Below are 15,649 nucleotides of genomic sequence, written 5' to 3' on the forward strand. Positions count from 1 at the left end.
GACAACGGATGCGAATTATACGGATCTTTCCTCGAGCGTCAACAACCTGGTGAAAAAATATCGATAAATGCTGTAGGAGAAAAGGATTTTCTGGTTAGCCTTAAAAAATACTAGCGCGGGTAACCGGTAATACGGCGGATGGTTTTATACAGGCTTTCCAGCTGCGGATAGATTTTCAGGTAAACTTCGCTGTACAGCTGCTGATAGAGTGCCTGACTTGCGGGGTCTGGATGAAACACCGCGCCTACCCGTGTCATTTTGGCAACTGCCGTCGGAAAATCCGGGTGTATACCCAGGCCGACCATAGCGGTAATAGCGGCGCCCAAACCAGAGGTTTCGCAGGTGTGCGGGCGTTCCGCGGGCAGTCCGAAAATGTCGGCGGTCAGCTGCATGGCAGCATCGCTTTGTGCGCCGCCACCGGCCACTCTCAGGCGTTGGATTTTCTGGCCGTTGCGTCTTTCAATGCGCTCTTTGCCCTCCCGCAGCGCGTACGCCAAACCTTCCAGCATGGCGCGGTACAGGTGCGCGCGGGTATGCACGTCGCCAAAGCCAATAATGGTGCCTTTGGCTTCCGGGCCGGGCTGGCGCACGCCGGGGGACCAGTAAGGTTGCAACATCAGGCCCATGGAGCCTGCGCCGACTGAGTCCACCAGCTCATCGAATAACTGTTCTGGCGCAATGCCACGTTGTTCTGCCAGCAAGCGCTCGTGCAACCCGAATTCCCGCTTGAACCAGCTCACCATCCAATAGCCCCGGTAAATCATTACTTCTGTAGAGTAGTGGCCGGGGATGGCTGCCGGGTAGGGCGGTATAAAACGTATTGGTTCCACATAACGCGGGTTGGTGGTGTTCACCGTGGCGGTAGTACCATAGCTTAGGCAGGCAGTGTCCGGCGACATCGCGCCGCTGCCTAGCACTTCGCAGGCCTTATCCGACGCTGCCGCCAGCACCGGCAGGCCCGCTGGTAGCCCGAGGTGCCCGGCCGCGGCAACGGTCAGTGCTCCCACTATTTCACCGGGCGCAATCAGCTGCGGCAGTTGTTCAGGGCGAATCGGCATCAGTCGCCATTTGAAGTTGCGTTTGCGGGCCCAGGCCTGGCGTTTGTAATCGTAGGGCAGGTAGCCCACTTGGCTAGCGCTGGAGTCGCGGAACTCGCCGGTCAGGCGATAGTTTAAATAACCCGACAATAAAAGAAAGTAGCGTGTATCGCGCCACACATCCGGCTGATTCTGGGCAATCCAGTTAGCTTGGCAATTTTCGCGAAAGCGCTGAATGGTGGGTGCAAGGCCCAGCAAGCGAAACGGCCAGCGTAGGTAAGCTGGCAGCGGTGCACTGGCGTCGGCGTGGCGTTGGTCCAGCCAGATAATAGCCGGGCGTAACGGGGTGCCGTTAACGTCCAGATTGACCACGGTGCCTCGCTGGGTGGTCAGAGTGACGCCTTTGACTTGCGCGGGGTTTGCGGCGGTTTCCTGCCACAGCTGCTGGCAGGCCTGGCCCAAGGCATCCCAGAAATACTGCGGGTGTTGTTCCGCCCAGCCCGGTTGAGTGGAAAAGTAGGGTTCCAACTCCTGTTTAGTGCTGCCAAGCAGGTTGCCCTCGCCATCAAACAAAAGCGCCCGCACGCTTTGGGTGCCGTTGTCGATGGCCAGTATCAGGGGGGTGGCCATCATTCGGCTGTTCCCGGGGGCAGGCTGTAATAGCTTTGCCAAATTGCCATATAGCGTTCGACTTCGCTGTGCCAGTGGCTTTCGCTCCAGCCCAGCAGCGGTCTGCAGCGGCTTTTTATCTGCGGTAGAAGCACGGCGGCGCCGTCTGCTATCAAGAGTCCTAAACGGGTACGCCGCAACAGCAGATCGTCCAAGTGCTTGACCTGCTCGTTCCGGCAGGCATAGCAAAGTTCAGCCCATGTCACGTCGATGGCGGGGTTATGCACAAGGCTTGCATCCAGCACTGGTTCCAGCGGTCCTGCGGCGAGCAGCGCAGGGAGATCGGGGCCGTAATAGCCGCGCAGTCTGGCCCAGGTTTTATGGCTAATTCGGGCCGGCTTTTGCAGTTCGGGCGCGGGGTTAAACACCCGCAGGCGGTTATCGCGCAGCTTTGGTTTCGTGCCTCCAGATAACCCCATTTTGAGGGCCTCGCGGGCAATCAGGCGAAAGGTAGTCAGTTTGCCGCCGGCGATGGTAATCAGCCCGTTATCGTTGTTGATCTTGTGCTCGCGGCTTTCACGGGAGGGCGAGCGTTTAATTCCATCGTTTTCCTGCGTGCTGATTACAGGCCGAACACCCGCCCAGCTTGACAGTACGTCGGCAGGCTTCAGTTCGCTTGCCGGAAATAAGTGTGCAGCAACCGCCATCAGGTAATCTACTTCGCCCTGGCTGATGGCCGGTTCTTGGGCCAGATCCTCGTTATGATCCAGGTCGGTGGTGCCGAGCACGGTTTGCCCCAGCCACGGGAACACGAACACGGGGCGCCGGTCTTTCGGGTGGAATGCGGTGACCGAGCAATCTACCGGCAAACGCTGCCAGGGCAGCACCAGATGGCTACCGCGCAGCGGGCGTATGGGAAACTGTTTCTCTTCTGCTGATTTAAACTGGCTGCTCCAGGCACCAGTGGCGGCTATGGCCAGTAGGGTCTTGATGGTGAACGGCTTGGTGTCTTCCTCCGCTTGGGCGACCAGACCACAAACTTGCTTTTGACTGTCTGCATTACGCTGAAGCTTGAGCACTTTCACGTAGTTCAAGCACAGCGCGCCCTTGGCGCGTGCCTCGGCAAGCAGTCGCTGTACCAGCCGGGTATCGTCGGTCACCGCGTCAGTAAAAACGCTGGCAGCGGCCAGGTTTTCAGAATTCAGCCCAGGCACCCAGAGTGGAACCTGGGCTGGCTGCAAGGGGGGCAGGGTCGCTGCGCCGGCAAGCCGGTTGTACAGGCGCAGCATTAGCCGAAACAGCCGCGGGCCCGGAAACTCGCCTTTATAATGCGGCATAACATAGTGCATGGGCATTACCAGGCCCGGCGCTTCGGCCAGCATGCGCTGGCGTTCCTGAACTGCGCTGCGGGCCAGGCGCAGGTGGCCGCCGGCCAGATAGCGCAGCCCGCCATGAACCATTTTTGATGAGCGACTGGAACTGCCCCAGGCGAAATCCTGCTGCTCCAGCACCAGGGTTTTCAGGCCGCTTGCGGCGGCTTCAAGGGCGATGCCCGCGCCGGTAATGCCTGCGCCGATCACCACCACATCAAAACTCTGTGTCTGTTTTTTTAGCTCTGACAGTTGTTGTGAGCGGCTCATGACTTTGCGCCCTTACTTTTCTTTGATGCGGGCACCAGCGTTCCCGGGTTCATCATTGATTGCGGATCAAAGCCCTGACACACGTGTTGAATCGTCTGTATTGCAAGCGCGCCTTTTTCCTGTAATAGATAGGGCGCGTGGTCTTTACCCACACCGTGTTGATGGCTGATGGTCCCGCCCTGGCGAACGATGAGCTCCGAGGTGCTGTGCTTCAGGATCTTCCAGCGATCTAATGCAGTGGCGTAGCCCGAAGCAGCGCGGAAGACGTAAGTGGTGTACAGGCTGCAACCCTGGCCGTAAACGTGCGACAGGTGAGTAAATACATGCACGGCTTCATTCTGACTGTTCAAACCACTGCGAAGGCTATGTTCCATGGTATTCATCAAGGCGTCTACGTTTGACCAGTTGGTCGCGGTCTCCAGAGTGTCTATTACATAACCCTTTTGCCACAGCGCCTCCCGCAGATAAGGCATAGTAAAGCGCTTGGCTTCCCACTTTTTCCCCAGCAGGGTGCCGGTGTAAACGCCGCCAAAACGCCGGGCTATGCGGCGTGCCTGGCGCAGGGCGCTGCGGCATTGCACTCTGCTGCCGGTGACCCCAAACGTCATCATGCATTTTTCCGTGCCAGCCCCGCGCACAGCCAGCGCTCGCTGCAGCCATTTTATGGCCCGTTCATAGCCGGCCAGAGCCAACTGAGTGCGGGTCTCTTCGGCGTTGCTTAAGCGCAGCATCGACAGTTGTACTCGTTGCTGCGCCAGTTCACGGCAGGCGTCGCGCCCTTGCGCCCAGTTAGGGAAAAACACCACCTGAAAGCGCTCGCGCTGTGGCAGCGGGCTGACCCGAACTTTAACCTTGGTAATAATGCCAAGACGGCCTTCCGACCCAAGCACTAGCTCGCGCAAGTCGGGCCCGGCGCTGGAGGCGGGGAAGTCCGGCAATTCCAGAGTGCCCACGGGTGTTTCCAGAGTTCCACCGGCAAACAGCTGCTCGATCCGGCCATAGCGAAGAGACTGCTGGCCGCTGGAGCGCGAGGCGACCCAGCCGCCTATCGTGGATAATTCGAAAGACTGCGGGAAGTGGCCAAGGGTTAAACCGTGGGCGCGAAGCTGGGATTCCACCTGGGGGCCGGTCGTACCCGCGCCAAAGGTGGCAACCTGGCTGGCAGGATCCAGATCCAGCAAGCGGTTCATTGCCACCATGCTGACGGTGATAACGGGATGGCCTAGATCTAGCGGATTGATGTGCCCCGCCACGCTGGTGCCGCCACCATAAGGAATAAGGTGCAGCGAGTTTGCGCTGGCGAATGCCAGTAGCTCGCGCACCTCAGAAGATGATCGCGGAAACGCCACAGCATCGGGGAAGCAATCAATCTGCCCGCTGCGCATGGCCAACCAGTCCGGCAGGCTTTGGCCTCGTGCATGGCGTACCCGGGTTTCGGCGTCGGTAGTGAGCTCAATACCGGCGGGGCGCCCTTGGCCCAGGCGGCTTTGCGGAACCTTGGCGCACACACTGGCCAGGGTCACGTCTTGCAGGGCACTGCTGTGCCCAATGCGCGCCGCTAGAAAATCTTCGCCGGTGCGGGGCAGTCCCAGTGAAAAAGAATCATCACCCCAACCATTCCAACGTCGCATCTGGTGGGTTCCTTGTTGTCGAGTTTCAGGGTTGCCCGGACTGTTGCATCCGCTGGTTCAAATCGCGCCAGCGAGACAGTTTGTCTGCCTCGCCAATACGCTTGTCTTTGCCAGCTTTGCTGGACCATAGGCCGCTACCGTTGAAGCTATAAACTGGTTCAAGATCAGTACGTTGTGATGCAAGTTTAATGCCATTTATCAGATTATCCAGAATCAGTGGGTCGGCATCCGGGCGTGGATACCAGGCCAGAACCATGTGCGCCTGATTCAGCTCCAGAGCTTTGACATACACAATTCGTAGCTGCTCGTCGGGCACACCCATGGAACGCAGGGTCTGGTATTTGGCAATGGAAAAATCCTCGCAGTCACCGGCGTTGGTGGTCAGTAGTTCCACCGGCGTGGCCCAATAATCTTCTTCGCCCCAGTGTTCCATGTCGCTGACAAAGCGCGACTGGTTGAAAAACGAATTCACCAGGCGTAACTGTCGGTCTATCGGGGCTCTGCTGGCTAGCAGTTGTAGGCGCTGATAATTCTGCAGGCGCTGGTAGGCTTCATCACCAAACTCGGCGCGCACATAGCTCATCAATGTATCGGTGAGCTCTAACGCGTTCCCAACCGAGCCCAGAGTGGCCGTCAGTAAAATCGCCCACAACCAAGAGCGGCCATCAAGAAGCCGGCGCAACGCCGATATCGTGGCTGCGGGTAACGAAGCGCGGTCTTGGGACGCTAGAATCAATCTTATCAACCTCCATTGCGCAAGCTGTGGCGTAACTGCTCAAGCCTTTCGCGTATTTCGGCTCGTCTTTGTTCGTCTGTAGGCGCAGTGGAAGCGCTGGTAGGTTGTGATAAGTCAGCTTGTGAAAGTGCCGGCTGCGGACGTGCCGGTGGCGTGTAAGCAGGCTCTAGGCTTTGCGTTTCATCGGTAACAGCGCTGAAACCACTGCGGTTGTCAATTTCTGGAAAATACAAATTTTCCAGCTTGCCTGCGCGCTCAATGATGATCCGTGCAGGGTGAACCGAGCGCAGTGTCGCGTTGCCGGGTAGGGTGTCGCCCACCAGGTAGGCGTCGGTATTGTTGCGATCGTCTTCAATCAGCGCACTGCCAGCAAAGTCGCCGGCGGCGGCCAAAACGCCCCGTAAGGTGAGCTGTAAATTGGTTTCGGGCAGATTCTCTGTGTTTTGCTGAACGCCCGGGTCGTTGGCCTGTGTACTGCCAAACAGCTGAAGGCTAAATAGCGCAATCTGTGGAACTGGCCTTTGCGCCGGGGCAGAACCCGTGCTGACGGCTGCGATAACGCCGCCCTCGGCCGACTCCTGCTGCCACACGCCCCAAGCTTGCCAGGCGGTGGAAACCAGCATTATGACTGCCAGCGCAAGGGCGGCAGCCGTTATAAGATGTTTCGAATCCAGGCGCATGTGTTGTTCCGGCTAAGACAGGTTTGGCTGATAACACCAACAGGTTACCAGAGAGCCACCGTTTAATGGCAGTATAGAGCATCGGGTTATTCAGCCGGCCTGCCCGCTGTGGTAGCCTTTAGACTTGTTTTGTCGGCACGCCGACCAGCAGCGAGAAACGTCGTGAGTTCAGAAACCCAACAACTGCCGCACAATAATAATAGAGCTACCAGCAGGCTGCCGTTTTCGTTTGCCAAACGCAACGGCGTTATTGTGACCCGTGCAGGTGACGGAGAAACGGTTATTCTGGTGCGCCCTGGCTCTTCCCATATTGCGTTGGCCGAAGCCAACCGCCTATGTGGAGGGCGTGCCCGCTTTGTCACCGTTAAGGCGGATCAGTTCGATCAGGCCCTGAACGATGCTTACCAGAACGACTCTACCGCTGCCATGCAAATGGTAGAGGGTATTGGTGACGATATGGACCTGGCGTCGTTGGCGGATTCGGTGCCAGAAACCGAAGACCTGTTGGAGCAAGAAGACGACGCACCTATTATACGCCTGATTAACGCGATACTGACTGAAGCGTTGAAAACCGGTGCTTCGGACATTCATATTGAAACCTATGAAACACGATTGATTATACGTTTCCGGGTAGACGGCGTTCTACGCGAGATTGTGCAGCCCAAGCGGGCGCTGGCGCCTTTGTTGGTGTCACGTATCAAGGTTATGGCCAAACTCGATATTGCCGAAAAGCGTATTCCCCAGGATGGTCGCATTGCGCTGCGGGTTGCTGGTAGGGAAGTGGATATCCGCGTGTCGACCATGCCTTCGTCGGTTGGTGAAAGGGTGGTGCTGCGATTGCTCGATAAGCAAGCTGGCGCTATACGCCTGGAATCTCTGGGCATGGGCGGTGACGACCTAAAAAAAGTGCGTAAGCTAATCTATCGCCCCTACGGCATTTTGCTGGTAACAGGCCCAACCGGCTCCGGTAAATCCACGACTTTGTACGCGGCGTTGCAGGAAATAAATGACCGCAGCCGCAATATTCTGACGGTGGAAGATCCCATTGAGTACAACCTGCCGGGTATTGGCCAGACCCAGGTTAATACCAAAGCGGATATGACCTTCGCCCGCGGCCTGCGTGCAATTCTGCGGCAAGACCCTGACGTGGTGATGATTGGTGAAGTGCGAGATCTTGAAACGGCGGAAATTGCGGTTCAGGCGAGTTTGACTGGCCACCTGGTGTTGTCCACCTTGCACACCAACTCTGCTGTGGGTGCGATAACGCGATTGATGGACATGGGCATCGAACCTTTTCTAATTTCATCGAGTATTGTGGGCATTGTGGCCCAGCGCTTGGTGCGACTGTTGTGCCCCTATTGTCGTGAAGCTTATGAGCCCACGCCGGAACAGTGTGAGTTTCTGCAGCAGGACCCAGCCAATCCACCGCGAATATTTCGCGCCAGAGGCTGTTCACACTGCAACGATTTGGGCTATCGCGGCCGTATCGGTATTTACGAAGCCGTGGAGATCAGCGAAAGCCTCAGTGCGCTGATTCATAAACGCGCCGGCGAGTTGGCTTTGGAACGGGAAGCCCGTTTGCACAGTCCCAGCATTCACGCCGACGGCGTAGCCAAAATTTTGGCAGGCATCACCAGCGTGGAAGAAGTGCTTCGCGTTACCCACCGGAACCAATAAATCATGCCGGCTTTTGAATATAAGGCACTGGACGCTCGCGGAAAACAGAAACAAGGCGTACTTGAAGCCGATGCACCGCGGGCGGTACGCCAGCAACTGCGGGAAAAAGGGTTGACGCCACTGGCAGTAGAGCCAGCTGTGGAAAAATCGGGGCGGGGTCCATCATTGAATGCGCGAGGTTCACTGAACGCAGCAGATTTGGCTTTGGTTACGCGCCAGATGGCGACCTTGATCCAGTCCGGGATTCCCATCGAGCAGACCCTGAGTGTGACCTCAAAACAGTCGAATAATCCGCGTATTCGCAGTATGTTAATCGCTATTCGCGCCAAGGTGATGGAGGGTCATAGCTTCGCCGATAGCCTGGGCGAGTTCCCGCGGGCTTTTCCGCGGCTGTTCTGTTCAACCGTGGCTGCTGGCGAACACGCCGGCCACCTTGACCTAGTATTGAACCGGCTCGCGGACTACACCGAAAGCCGCCAGGAATCCCGCCAGAAAATTCAGTTGGCGGCTATTTACCCGATTATTCTGACCGTAGTCGCCGTCTCCATTGTGGTGTTTTTGCTCACCTATGTAGTGCCGGACATCATTGCTGTGTTTGTGCGCCAGGGACAACAGTTGCCATTGCTGACGCGGGCCATGCTGTCCATGTCGGATTTTTTGCTAAGCTACGGTATCTATCTGCTAATTGCTCTGGGCGCTGGGCTGGTGGCGTTTCGTTTTGCGATGGGCAAACCGGCGTTTCGCTTGCGCATGCACAAGCGCCTGCTGCACTTACCGCTGCTGGCAGGTATGGTGCGCGGCGTTAACACGGCCCGCTATGCCAGTACCCTGAGTATACTGACCACCAGTGGTGTGCCGCTGGTGGACGCCATGCGCATTGCCGGGGAGGTTCTCGGTAACGATTATCTGCGTCAGGAGCTAAAAGATGCTGCGCGTAAAGTCAGTGAAGGCGGAGCATTACACAGGGCGCTGGATCAGAGCGGTTATTTTCCACCGATGATGCTGCACATGATTGCGAGCGGCGAAGCCAGTGGCGAGCTAGACAGCATGCTGGAGCGCACGGCTAGAATGCAGGAAAACACTCTGCAGGCAAAAATTGCCGCGATCGTTGGCCTGTTTGAGCCATTGATGCTGTTGCTGATGGGTGGAGTGGTGCTGATTATCGTGATGGCCATTATGCTGCCGATTCTGAATATGAGTAATCTAGTGGGCTAAATTATAAATGCTCTTGAAGCGCAATCCGAACAGACCCAATAGACCCATAACCAAGGATACGTGTCTTATTATGAAGCGTTCGAACTCTCCCGATATTCGCCACAGCCAAGGCTTCACCCTTATTGAAATTATGGTGGTGATGGTCATTCTTGGTTTATTGGTTGCCATTGTGGCGCCCAACATCATGGGCCGTAGTGACCAGGCCAAGGTCACAGTAGCACAAACCCAGCTCAGCAATATTGGCAATGCCCTGGATTTGTATCGCCTTGATAACAGCCATTACCCGTCAACCCAGCAAGGGCTGGAAGCCTTGGTTAACAAGCCCGCGGGTAGCCCGGAGCCGAAAAACTGGAACGCCGACGGCTACCTGAAAAACGCCCCGGAAGACCCATGGGGGACGTCTTACCAGTACGTTAGCCCGGGTACGGAAGGCGCCTATGACCTTTACTCGTTGGGTTCAGATGGCCAGGAAGGCGGTGAGGGCGACGCCGCCGACCTCAGTATTTGGAACACCAAAGGCTAATAAACAGTGCCACGCAACGCCACCCAGAACGGTTTCACCCTGATCGAAATATTGGTTGTGCTCGTCATCGTCGGACTGATGGCTGCGCTAGCTGTGTTCACTATGGGCGGCAGCTCGCAGCAGCGCGAGCTGGAAGTTGTGGTTCAGGATCTGTATCTGCGAATGCAGGTGGTGTCCGAGCAAGCCGTTTTAAACAATCTGGAAGCGGGCTTGGTGATAGATACTGACAACTACCAGTTTGTGGTGTTCGATGATGAAACCCAGGCTTGGAAAGCCAGTCCGGAGCGGCTGTTTCAGGCCCACGTCCTGCCACCCTGGCTGTCAGTGGATGCAATCGTGGCCTCTGACGCCCCGCGCTTAACGAATGCCAACAAGACGTTACGGCCTAGTGTTGTATTTTTTTCCAGCGGAGAAAACACAGCTTTTGAAATTGAGTTGATGGTAAAGGGCCAGACGTTGCCCCCCCACCGTTTGTATTCTGACGGTATTGCGCTCATACACTGGCAAAAGCCCGGCGCTGAGGCGGATGGTCCATGAATCGGTCACGGGGCTTTACCTTAATTGAAGTGCTTGTGGCCCTGCTGATTTTTGGCTTGATTGCAACGGCGGCTGCGCAAGTGGGCAGCCAGTATATTGCCAGTTACGAACGTGTTCGCGACAAAACCCTGGCAGCGTGGATAGCGGAAAACCGGATCAACGAAATACGGCTGCAAAATAGTTTGCCGGCCACCAGTGGCGCCGCCAGCGACCAGGAGTTCGGGCCTTACCGCTGGCAAGTGATCACTCGCGTAACAGCCACCGCAGACGCTAACATCCGGCGGGTTGAGGTGAGTGTCGGCCGCTACCGAGACGAATCCTCAGACCCTGATACAGTGCACAGCCTGGCCGCTTTTGTGGGTGCAAAATGATGGCAGGCCAGCGCGGCTTTACGTTAATGGAAATGCTGATAGCCGTTACCATTACCGCCGTGATTGGCTTGGGCGTTTGGCAGGTTTTAAACGGCGTGATTACCGCCCGCGACCGGGTTAACGAAGTTGCCGATGAGTTTGCAGCGCTTCAGCGAACCATGCTGTTGTTTGAACGAGATATGAACCAGGTTATCAATCGCCCTGCGCGGGATATTTATGGTGACGTTCAGCCCGCACTGACCAGTCGCAGCAAACCTTCCAACCTGCTTCTTACCCGTCAGGGCTGGCGTAACCCTCTTGGCCAGCGCCGCAGCGAACTGCAGCGCGTGGCATGGGAATACGATGGCAATGCACTGGTGCGCAGTTACTGGCCAGCGCTGGACCAAGGTCAGGAAGACAATCGCAGGCAAGCGCAGGTGCTGGACGGGTTAAAAACTTTCAAACTGCGTTTTCTGGACAGTAACCGCCAGTGGCAGGACAACTGGCCGGTGCAGGATCCGTCTACCGGCGCCAAATCGCTCGCGCTGCCTGCGGGCCTGGAGCTGACCATAGAGCACGACCGTTTTGGTACACTGGAGCGCATCTTCGTACTAACAGATTTCGATGCCGGCAAGGCGCAGGCCAGCCTGAGTCGCAGCGTTGAAAGCGGCTCCAACGACAGCGTCGCCGAGGATGAAACGTCGGTTCCGGCGGGTGGCCAATGATGCGCCACAGTGAAGATTCTTCGACGCGCTGGAATCAGCAGGGTGTGGCGTTAATCATGGTGCTGCTGGCGATGGCACTGGTGGTTATACTGGCAACCGGAATGACACATCAGCAAAGCCTTCGGGTGTTCAAGGCAGGGCATTATCTGGCTCAGCAGCAAGGGCTGAGTGTGGCGTTGGGTGCAGAATCGTTTGCCCAACAGATACTGATTACAGACTACGAAGAAGACAAAGAAGCTGGAACGCCGATCGACAGCCTGGACGAATTCTGGGCGGCTAACTCAGTTGAGCTGCCGTTAGATGATGGCGGCGTGGCCGAGATACAGCTGGACGGTTTGGGTGGCAGGCTGAATCTAAATGACCTTATCGGTGCCGATAACGAGCCAGATCCGGTGAGCCGTGAACGCTTGGACCGATTACTGCAGAACCTTCAGATAACCGGCTTGAAAGCCGATGTGTTTATTGACTGGGTGGATGCAAACGACCAAACCATCAGTGCTTATGGTGCCGAAGACGGCCAATATCTGCTGGCGCAGCCGGGTTATCGGGCGGGCAATCAGAAGTTTGCCAGCGTAACCGAACTGCGCCTGCTGGAGGGCATGACTGAGGAAGGCTACCAGGCGCTTCGGCCCTTCGTGGCGGCGCTGCCGGTCAGTGGCCTGGGTATCAATGTAAACACCGCCAGCGCAGAAGTGTTACAAACTCTGCATCCGGACTTGAGCGCGGCTCAGGTGAATGCGGTGATTGAAATGCGAAAAGAACAACGCTTTGAGAACATCAAAGATTTTCTGGCGCTGCCGCAATTTTCCGGTCTAGGCTTGAGGCCCGAGGGCCTTACTTTGCAGACCCGTTTTTTTGAGGTTGTTGCAAGAATTACCTATGATAAGCGGGTTGTGCATATGGTTAGCACCGTTTACCGCGACCCGGAGGGTAAGGTGTCTACATTGCACCGGGACACAGGGCAAAAAAACCGAATCACCAAAGCGCCGTTGACCATTTTGGAAGGATGACCATGTCTTATCGCCTATACGTGCGGTCGGTTTCAGGCTTTGCCGCTGTAGAGCAACAGCCAAGCGAACGGCGTTACAGTTGGGCGCTGCTGGATAGTGCCGGCCATTGCCAGGCCAGAGGCGAAGCCGATAGCCAGGATGACATCGAGCAGACGCTAGCGCAGAACGCTATTGAACACAGCCTGCTAGTTGGGCTAATTCCCGGTGACGAAGCCGCATTCTGCCTAGCCAATATACCCGCAAAACAGCAGCGGTTTATTGCTCAGGCACTGCCTTATGCGGTTGAAGAACAGCTAGCGCAAGATATAGAAACCCTGCATCTGGCACTCGGCAACGGCGGCAACCAGGGCTACCGCGTAGCAGCGATTGATCGTGAGCGCATGGCTAACTGGTTCAGTGTGTTCTGCGGTTGGCGCGATCTTACCTTGAGTGGCATATACGCCGACGCATCGCTGCTCCCGCCCGGGGCTGACGGTTGGAGCGCCTGCGTAGATGGCGAGGTAACCATGTTGCTGGGCCCGGCAGGTGAGTGGTTAAGTGTGCAAACCACCAATTTGAGCATGTTCCTGCAAACACTGACCGTACCCGGCAGAGGCGAGGTTATGGCTTTGACGTTGTATGTTGAGGGGCAGGTGGGCGATGAGCAGTCTTTACTTATGGCGGATAGCGTGGCGCAAGATGGAATAGAGATTACTGCTGAACATTCCGAGCGCTTGCCAGTGGAGCTATTGGCGCTGTCTCACCAGCGCCAGAGTGCAGGCGCCATCAATCTGTGCCAGGGTAACTTTGCCGCTGGACCGGCGGAAAAAGGTGCCTTAGCGCCCTGGCGATCCTTAATTCTGGTAGCCGCCGCTTGGCTGGTGCTTCAGCTGTCTTTGGAAACAGGGTTAGGCTGGTACTATCAACATCAGGCCGACAACCTGAAGGCACAGGCCATGAGTGTTTACCAACAGGCATTTCCCGACGACAGGCGCACCCACCCCGGCAATGTGCGCAGGGTGGTTGAAGGCCAGCTCAGACAAAACGCTGATAGCCGCCCAAGTCTGAATTTTATAACCCTGATGAAATTCACCGGCGAGCAGTATGCGGCGGTTTCTGGCGGTAATGGTATTCGCTTTAATTCGCTGAATTACAACCAGGCCCGCGGCGAACTGGTGGTGGATTTACGCGCAGACAGTTACGACCTTATGAGCCGGTTGCGCAATGGGCTTGTGGTCCAGGGACTGGATGCGCAAATTGGTTCGGTGGTGAACGAAGCCGGTGAAATTCGCGGGCGTTTAACGGTTTCAGGAGGTTAAACGATGCTGGAAAAATTGAAAAACCAGGCCGGTGTTCGCAAACTTCAGGTTCAGTATCTGCTACTCCCCCCGCGGGATCAAAAAGCCCTGCGATGGCTCGTTGTTGCCCTACTGGCGGGTTTTTTGTATTTCGCACTCTGGCTGCCTGCCACCCGTTATCACGATCGCGCGGAGACATCGCGGCTCAACGCCGCCCAGCTTCTGACCTGGATGAACAGCAACGCTGCTAGCATAAGCACGCTAGCGGGAGCGAGTCGCGCTGACGCCGACACCGCTATCGAAAAACCAACAGACAGCCGCGCCTTGATGGCTCTAGTCACCCGTTCTTCACGGGAGTCCGGGCTGGTGTTGCAGCGCTTTGAGCCTAGCGGTGATAACTCTATTCGTATATGGATGGATAACGTACCCTTTGCCGATGTGGCCTCCTGGCTGGAAACTCTGAGTGTCGAAAGTGGCGTTGTAATAGGTCAGGCGGCGCTGGAACAGACTGCCGAAGCAGGCAAGGTAAAAGCTCGTTTGACACTTGGGCTTTAAGCGCTCAGCCAGCGTAAAACTGAATGGAATAAAACAGCTTCAAATCAATTAATGACGGGAGACTTTGTGTCTGACTCAGCAGATTACGACTTGATTGTGATAGGCGCCGGTTCTGGTGGCGTTCGATTGGCCCGCATGTCTGCCCAGCGCGGTGCGCGAGTAGCGGTGGTGGAATCGCGTTACCTGGGTGGCACCTGCGTGAATGTGGGTTGCGTGCCAAAAAAACTGTTTGTTTACGGCGCCCACGTTCACGATGAACTGGAAGACGCTGCCGGTTACGGCTGGCAGGTACCTCTTGCCGACGTAAAATTCAACTGGCCCACATTGCTCGCAAATAAAAACACCGAGATCGAGCGCCTGAAGGGCATTTATGGGCGCCTGTTAGAAAATGCTGGCGTAACCATTATTAATGGCAGTGCCCGCTTGAGCGGTCCAAATACCGTGATCGTAGGCGACAAAAGCTACAGCGCCAAACACATTACCGTTGCCACTGGCAGTTGGCCCGTGGTGCCTGACATTCCCGGCAAAGAACACCTGCTGACGTCTAACGAGATGTTTTTCTTGCCGGAACTTCCGCAGCATGCCGTGGTTTGGGGCGGTGGTTACATAGCCGTGGAGTTTGCCGGTATTCTGGCTGGGCTTGGCGTTAAAACCACACTGCTGTACCGCGGTGATCTGTTTCTTCGTGGCTTTGATGACGATATCCGCACATTTACAGCCCAAGAAATGATGAAGAAGGGCGTAGATTTGCAGTTTAACGTCACCATCGAATCGGTAACCGGCGCAAGCGGCGATTATTCCGTGCTTTTGAACAATGGTGAAACACTTAAAACCGGGCTCGTTCTGGCAGCGACCGGACGCCGCGCGTTGGTTGACAGCCTTGGGCTGGCTGAGCTTGGCGTGGCGCTGAATGACTCAGGCCACGTGGTGGTAAACGACTATTTTCAGACGGAAGTACCCTCAATCACCGCGCTGGGTGACGTGATTGGCACCCCCCAGCTGACCCCGGTCGCTTTGGCCCAGGCGATGGTGCTGTCACGCAGATTGTTTGGCGACGGTGAAGGCGAAATGGACTACGCGGCGATTCCTACCGCAGTTTTCTGCCAACCGAACATCGGCACCGTTGGCCTGACTGAGCAGGAAGCGCGCTTGGCCGGGCATAGCCTGCGGGTTTACCGCTCGGAATTCAGACCCATGAAGTACATCTTAAGTGGGCGAGATGAGCGCTGCATGATGAAACTGGTGGTCGATAAACGCACAGACAAAGTGCTGGGCGCTCACATGGTGGGACCAGACTCCGGTGAAATCACCCAGGGCCTGGCTGTGGCGATCAAAGCCGGGGCTACTAAAGCGCAATTTGACGCAACGATGGGCATTCACCCAACGTCAGCGGAAGAGTTTGTAACCATGCGTGAGCCGGTTCAGGTTGATCCCGACTGACGATCAA

The 15,649-nt window shown here is 56.4% G+C and carries 15 protein-coding genes; 10 read left to right on the forward strand and 5 right to left on the reverse strand.

The genetic code is table 11. The annotated features are described in order from the left end of the window. Positions 1-110: 110 nt before the first annotated feature. From MELB17_RS10145 to MELB17_RS10165, 5 genes are read right to left on the reverse strand one after another with little or no spacing between them, the layout of a single operon-like run. On the reverse strand, positions 111-1,670 hold the full coding sequence (locus tag MELB17_RS10145) for an FGGY-family carbohydrate kinase (protein ID WP_007350141.1): 1,560 nt from the start codon (positions 1,668-1,670) through the stop codon (positions 111-113). Then, positions 1,667-3,286 (reverse strand): glycerol-3-phosphate dehydrogenase/oxidase, encoded by a 1,620-nt coding sequence (locus MELB17_RS10150; protein WP_007350142.1) that lies wholly within the window; start codon positions 3,284-3,286, stop codon positions 1,667-1,669. The genes MELB17_RS10145 and MELB17_RS10150 overlap by 4 nt, the downstream gene beginning before the upstream one ends. Further along, entirely contained in the window at positions 3,283-4,917 is a 1,635-nt protein-coding gene (locus MELB17_RS10155; protein ID WP_007350143.1) for an FAD-binding oxidoreductase, read from the reverse strand. The genes MELB17_RS10150 and MELB17_RS10155 overlap by 4 nt, the downstream gene beginning before the upstream one ends. A 25-nt stretch (positions 4,918-4,942) precedes the next feature. After that, positions 4,943-5,653, reverse strand: a complete 711-nt coding sequence (locus MELB17_RS10160) for a transglutaminase-like cysteine peptidase (RefSeq protein WP_007350144.1) — start codon at positions 5,651-5,653, stop codon at positions 4,943-4,945. A gap of 5 nt (positions 5,654-5,658) precedes the next feature. Beyond that, positions 5,659-6,333, reverse strand: coding sequence for a type II secretion system protein N (locus tag MELB17_RS10165; protein WP_007350145.1), 675 nt, complete (start codon positions 6,331-6,333; stop codon positions 5,659-5,661). A gap of 162 nt (positions 6,334-6,495) precedes the next feature. Here MELB17_RS10165 and gspE point away from each other — a divergent pair, with 162 nt between their 5' ends. The 10 genes from gspE (at position 6,496) to gorA (ending at position 15,642) form a co-directional block, all read left to right on the forward strand. After that, the gene (gspE, locus tag MELB17_RS10170; protein WP_007350146.1) at positions 6,496-8,010 is read left to right on the forward strand and encodes a type II secretion system ATPase GspE; all 1,515 of its coding nucleotides are present in this window, start codon (positions 6,496-6,498) and stop codon (positions 8,008-8,010) included. A gap of 3 nt (positions 8,011-8,013) precedes the next feature. Continuing rightward, positions 8,014-9,225, forward strand: coding sequence for a type II secretion system inner membrane protein GspF (gene gspF, locus MELB17_RS10175; RefSeq protein WP_007350147.1), 1,212 nt, complete (start codon positions 8,014-8,016; stop codon positions 9,223-9,225). Positions 9,226-9,295: 70 nt separating this feature from the next. After that, complete coding sequence (gene gspG, locus MELB17_RS10180; RefSeq protein WP_007350148.1) at positions 9,296-9,748, forward strand: type II secretion system major pseudopilin GspG; 453 nt, start codon at positions 9,296-9,298, stop codon at positions 9,746-9,748. Between the two features lie 6 nt (positions 9,749-9,754). Then, on the forward strand, positions 9,755-10,285 hold the full coding sequence (gene gspH, locus MELB17_RS10185; protein ID WP_007350149.1) for a type II secretion system minor pseudopilin GspH: 531 nt from the start codon (positions 9,755-9,757) through the stop codon (positions 10,283-10,285). Then, complete coding sequence (gene gspI, locus MELB17_RS10190; protein WP_007350150.1) at positions 10,282-10,656, forward strand: type II secretion system minor pseudopilin GspI; 375 nt, start codon at positions 10,282-10,284, stop codon at positions 10,654-10,656. Before gspH ends, gspI begins: the two co-directional genes overlap by 4 nt. Continuing rightward, a complete protein-coding gene (gene gspJ / locus MELB17_RS10195; RefSeq protein ID WP_007350151.1) occupies positions 10,656-11,360 on the forward strand; it encodes a type II secretion system minor pseudopilin GspJ in 705 nt (234 codons plus the stop codon). Before gspI ends, gspJ begins: the two co-directional genes overlap by 1 nt. Continuing rightward, positions 11,357-12,370, forward strand: coding sequence for a type II secretion system minor pseudopilin GspK (gene gspK / locus MELB17_RS10200; protein ID WP_007350152.1), 1,014 nt, complete (start codon positions 11,357-11,359; stop codon positions 12,368-12,370). The genes gspJ and gspK overlap by 4 nt, the downstream gene beginning before the upstream one ends. A 2-nt stretch (positions 12,371-12,372) precedes the next feature. Next, entirely contained in the window at positions 12,373-13,668 is a 1,296-nt protein-coding gene (gspL, locus tag MELB17_RS10205) for a type II secretion system protein GspL (RefSeq protein WP_036184340.1), read from the forward strand. A gap of 3 nt (positions 13,669-13,671) precedes the next feature. Next, positions 13,672-14,202 carry a type II secretion system protein GspM gene (gspM, locus tag MELB17_RS10210; RefSeq protein WP_007350154.1) on the forward strand — a complete coding sequence of 177 codons (531 nt, stop codon included), beginning with the start codon at positions 13,672-13,674 and terminating at the stop codon, positions 14,200-14,202. A gap of 51 nt (positions 14,203-14,253) precedes the next feature. Continuing rightward, positions 14,254-15,642 (forward strand): glutathione-disulfide reductase, encoded by a 1,389-nt coding sequence (gene gorA / locus MELB17_RS10215; RefSeq protein WP_007350155.1) that lies wholly within the window; start codon positions 14,254-14,256, stop codon positions 15,640-15,642. The last annotated feature ends 7 nt before the right edge of the window (positions 15,643-15,649 follow it).

Origin of the sequence: Marinobacter sp. ELB17 (assembly GCF_000169375.1) — a bacterium.
Lineage (GTDB): Bacteria > Pseudomonadota > Gammaproteobacteria > Pseudomonadales > Oleiphilaceae > Marinobacter.

What these genes read in the sequence shown, in the direction of transcription:
- MELB17_RS10145 (WP_007350141.1), bottom strand. Translation starts at nt 1,670, where the DNA reads ATGATGGCCACCCCCCTGATACTGGCCATCGACAACGGCACCCAAAGC.
- MELB17_RS10150 (WP_007350142.1), bottom strand. Translation starts at nt 3,286, where the DNA reads ATGAGCCGCTCACAACAACTGTCAGAGCTAAAAAAACAGACACAGAGT.
- MELB17_RS10155 (WP_007350143.1), bottom strand. Translation starts at nt 4,917, where the DNA reads ATGCGACGTTGGAATGGTTGGGGTGATGATTCTTTTTCACTGGGACTG.
- MELB17_RS10165 (WP_007350145.1), bottom strand. Translation starts at nt 6,333, where the DNA reads ATGCGCCTGGATTCGAAACATCTTATAACGGCTGCCGCCCTTGCGCTG.
- gspF (WP_007350147.1), top strand. Translation starts at nt 8,014, where the DNA reads ATGCCGGCTTTTGAATATAAGGCACTGGACGCTCGCGGAAAACAGAAA.
- gspG (WP_007350148.1), top strand. Translation starts at nt 9,296, where the DNA reads ATGAAGCGTTCGAACTCTCCCGATATTCGCCACAGCCAAGGCTTCACC.
- gspI (WP_007350150.1), top strand. Translation starts at nt 10,282, where the DNA reads ATGAATCGGTCACGGGGCTTTACCTTAATTGAAGTGCTTGTGGCCCTG.
- gspJ (WP_007350151.1), top strand. Translation starts at nt 10,656, where the DNA reads ATGGCAGGCCAGCGCGGCTTTACGTTAATGGAAATGCTGATAGCCGTT.
- gspK (WP_007350152.1), top strand. Translation starts at nt 11,357, where the DNA reads ATGATGCGCCACAGTGAAGATTCTTCGACGCGCTGGAATCAGCAGGGT.
- gspL (WP_036184340.1), top strand. Translation starts at nt 12,373, where the DNA reads ATGTCTTATCGCCTATACGTGCGGTCGGTTTCAGGCTTTGCCGCTGTA.
- gspM (WP_007350154.1), top strand. Translation starts at nt 13,672, where the DNA reads ATGCTGGAAAAATTGAAAAACCAGGCCGGTGTTCGCAAACTTCAGGTT.
- gorA (WP_007350155.1), top strand. Translation starts at nt 14,254, where the DNA reads ATGACGGGAGACTTTGTGTCTGACTCAGCAGATTACGACTTGATTGTG.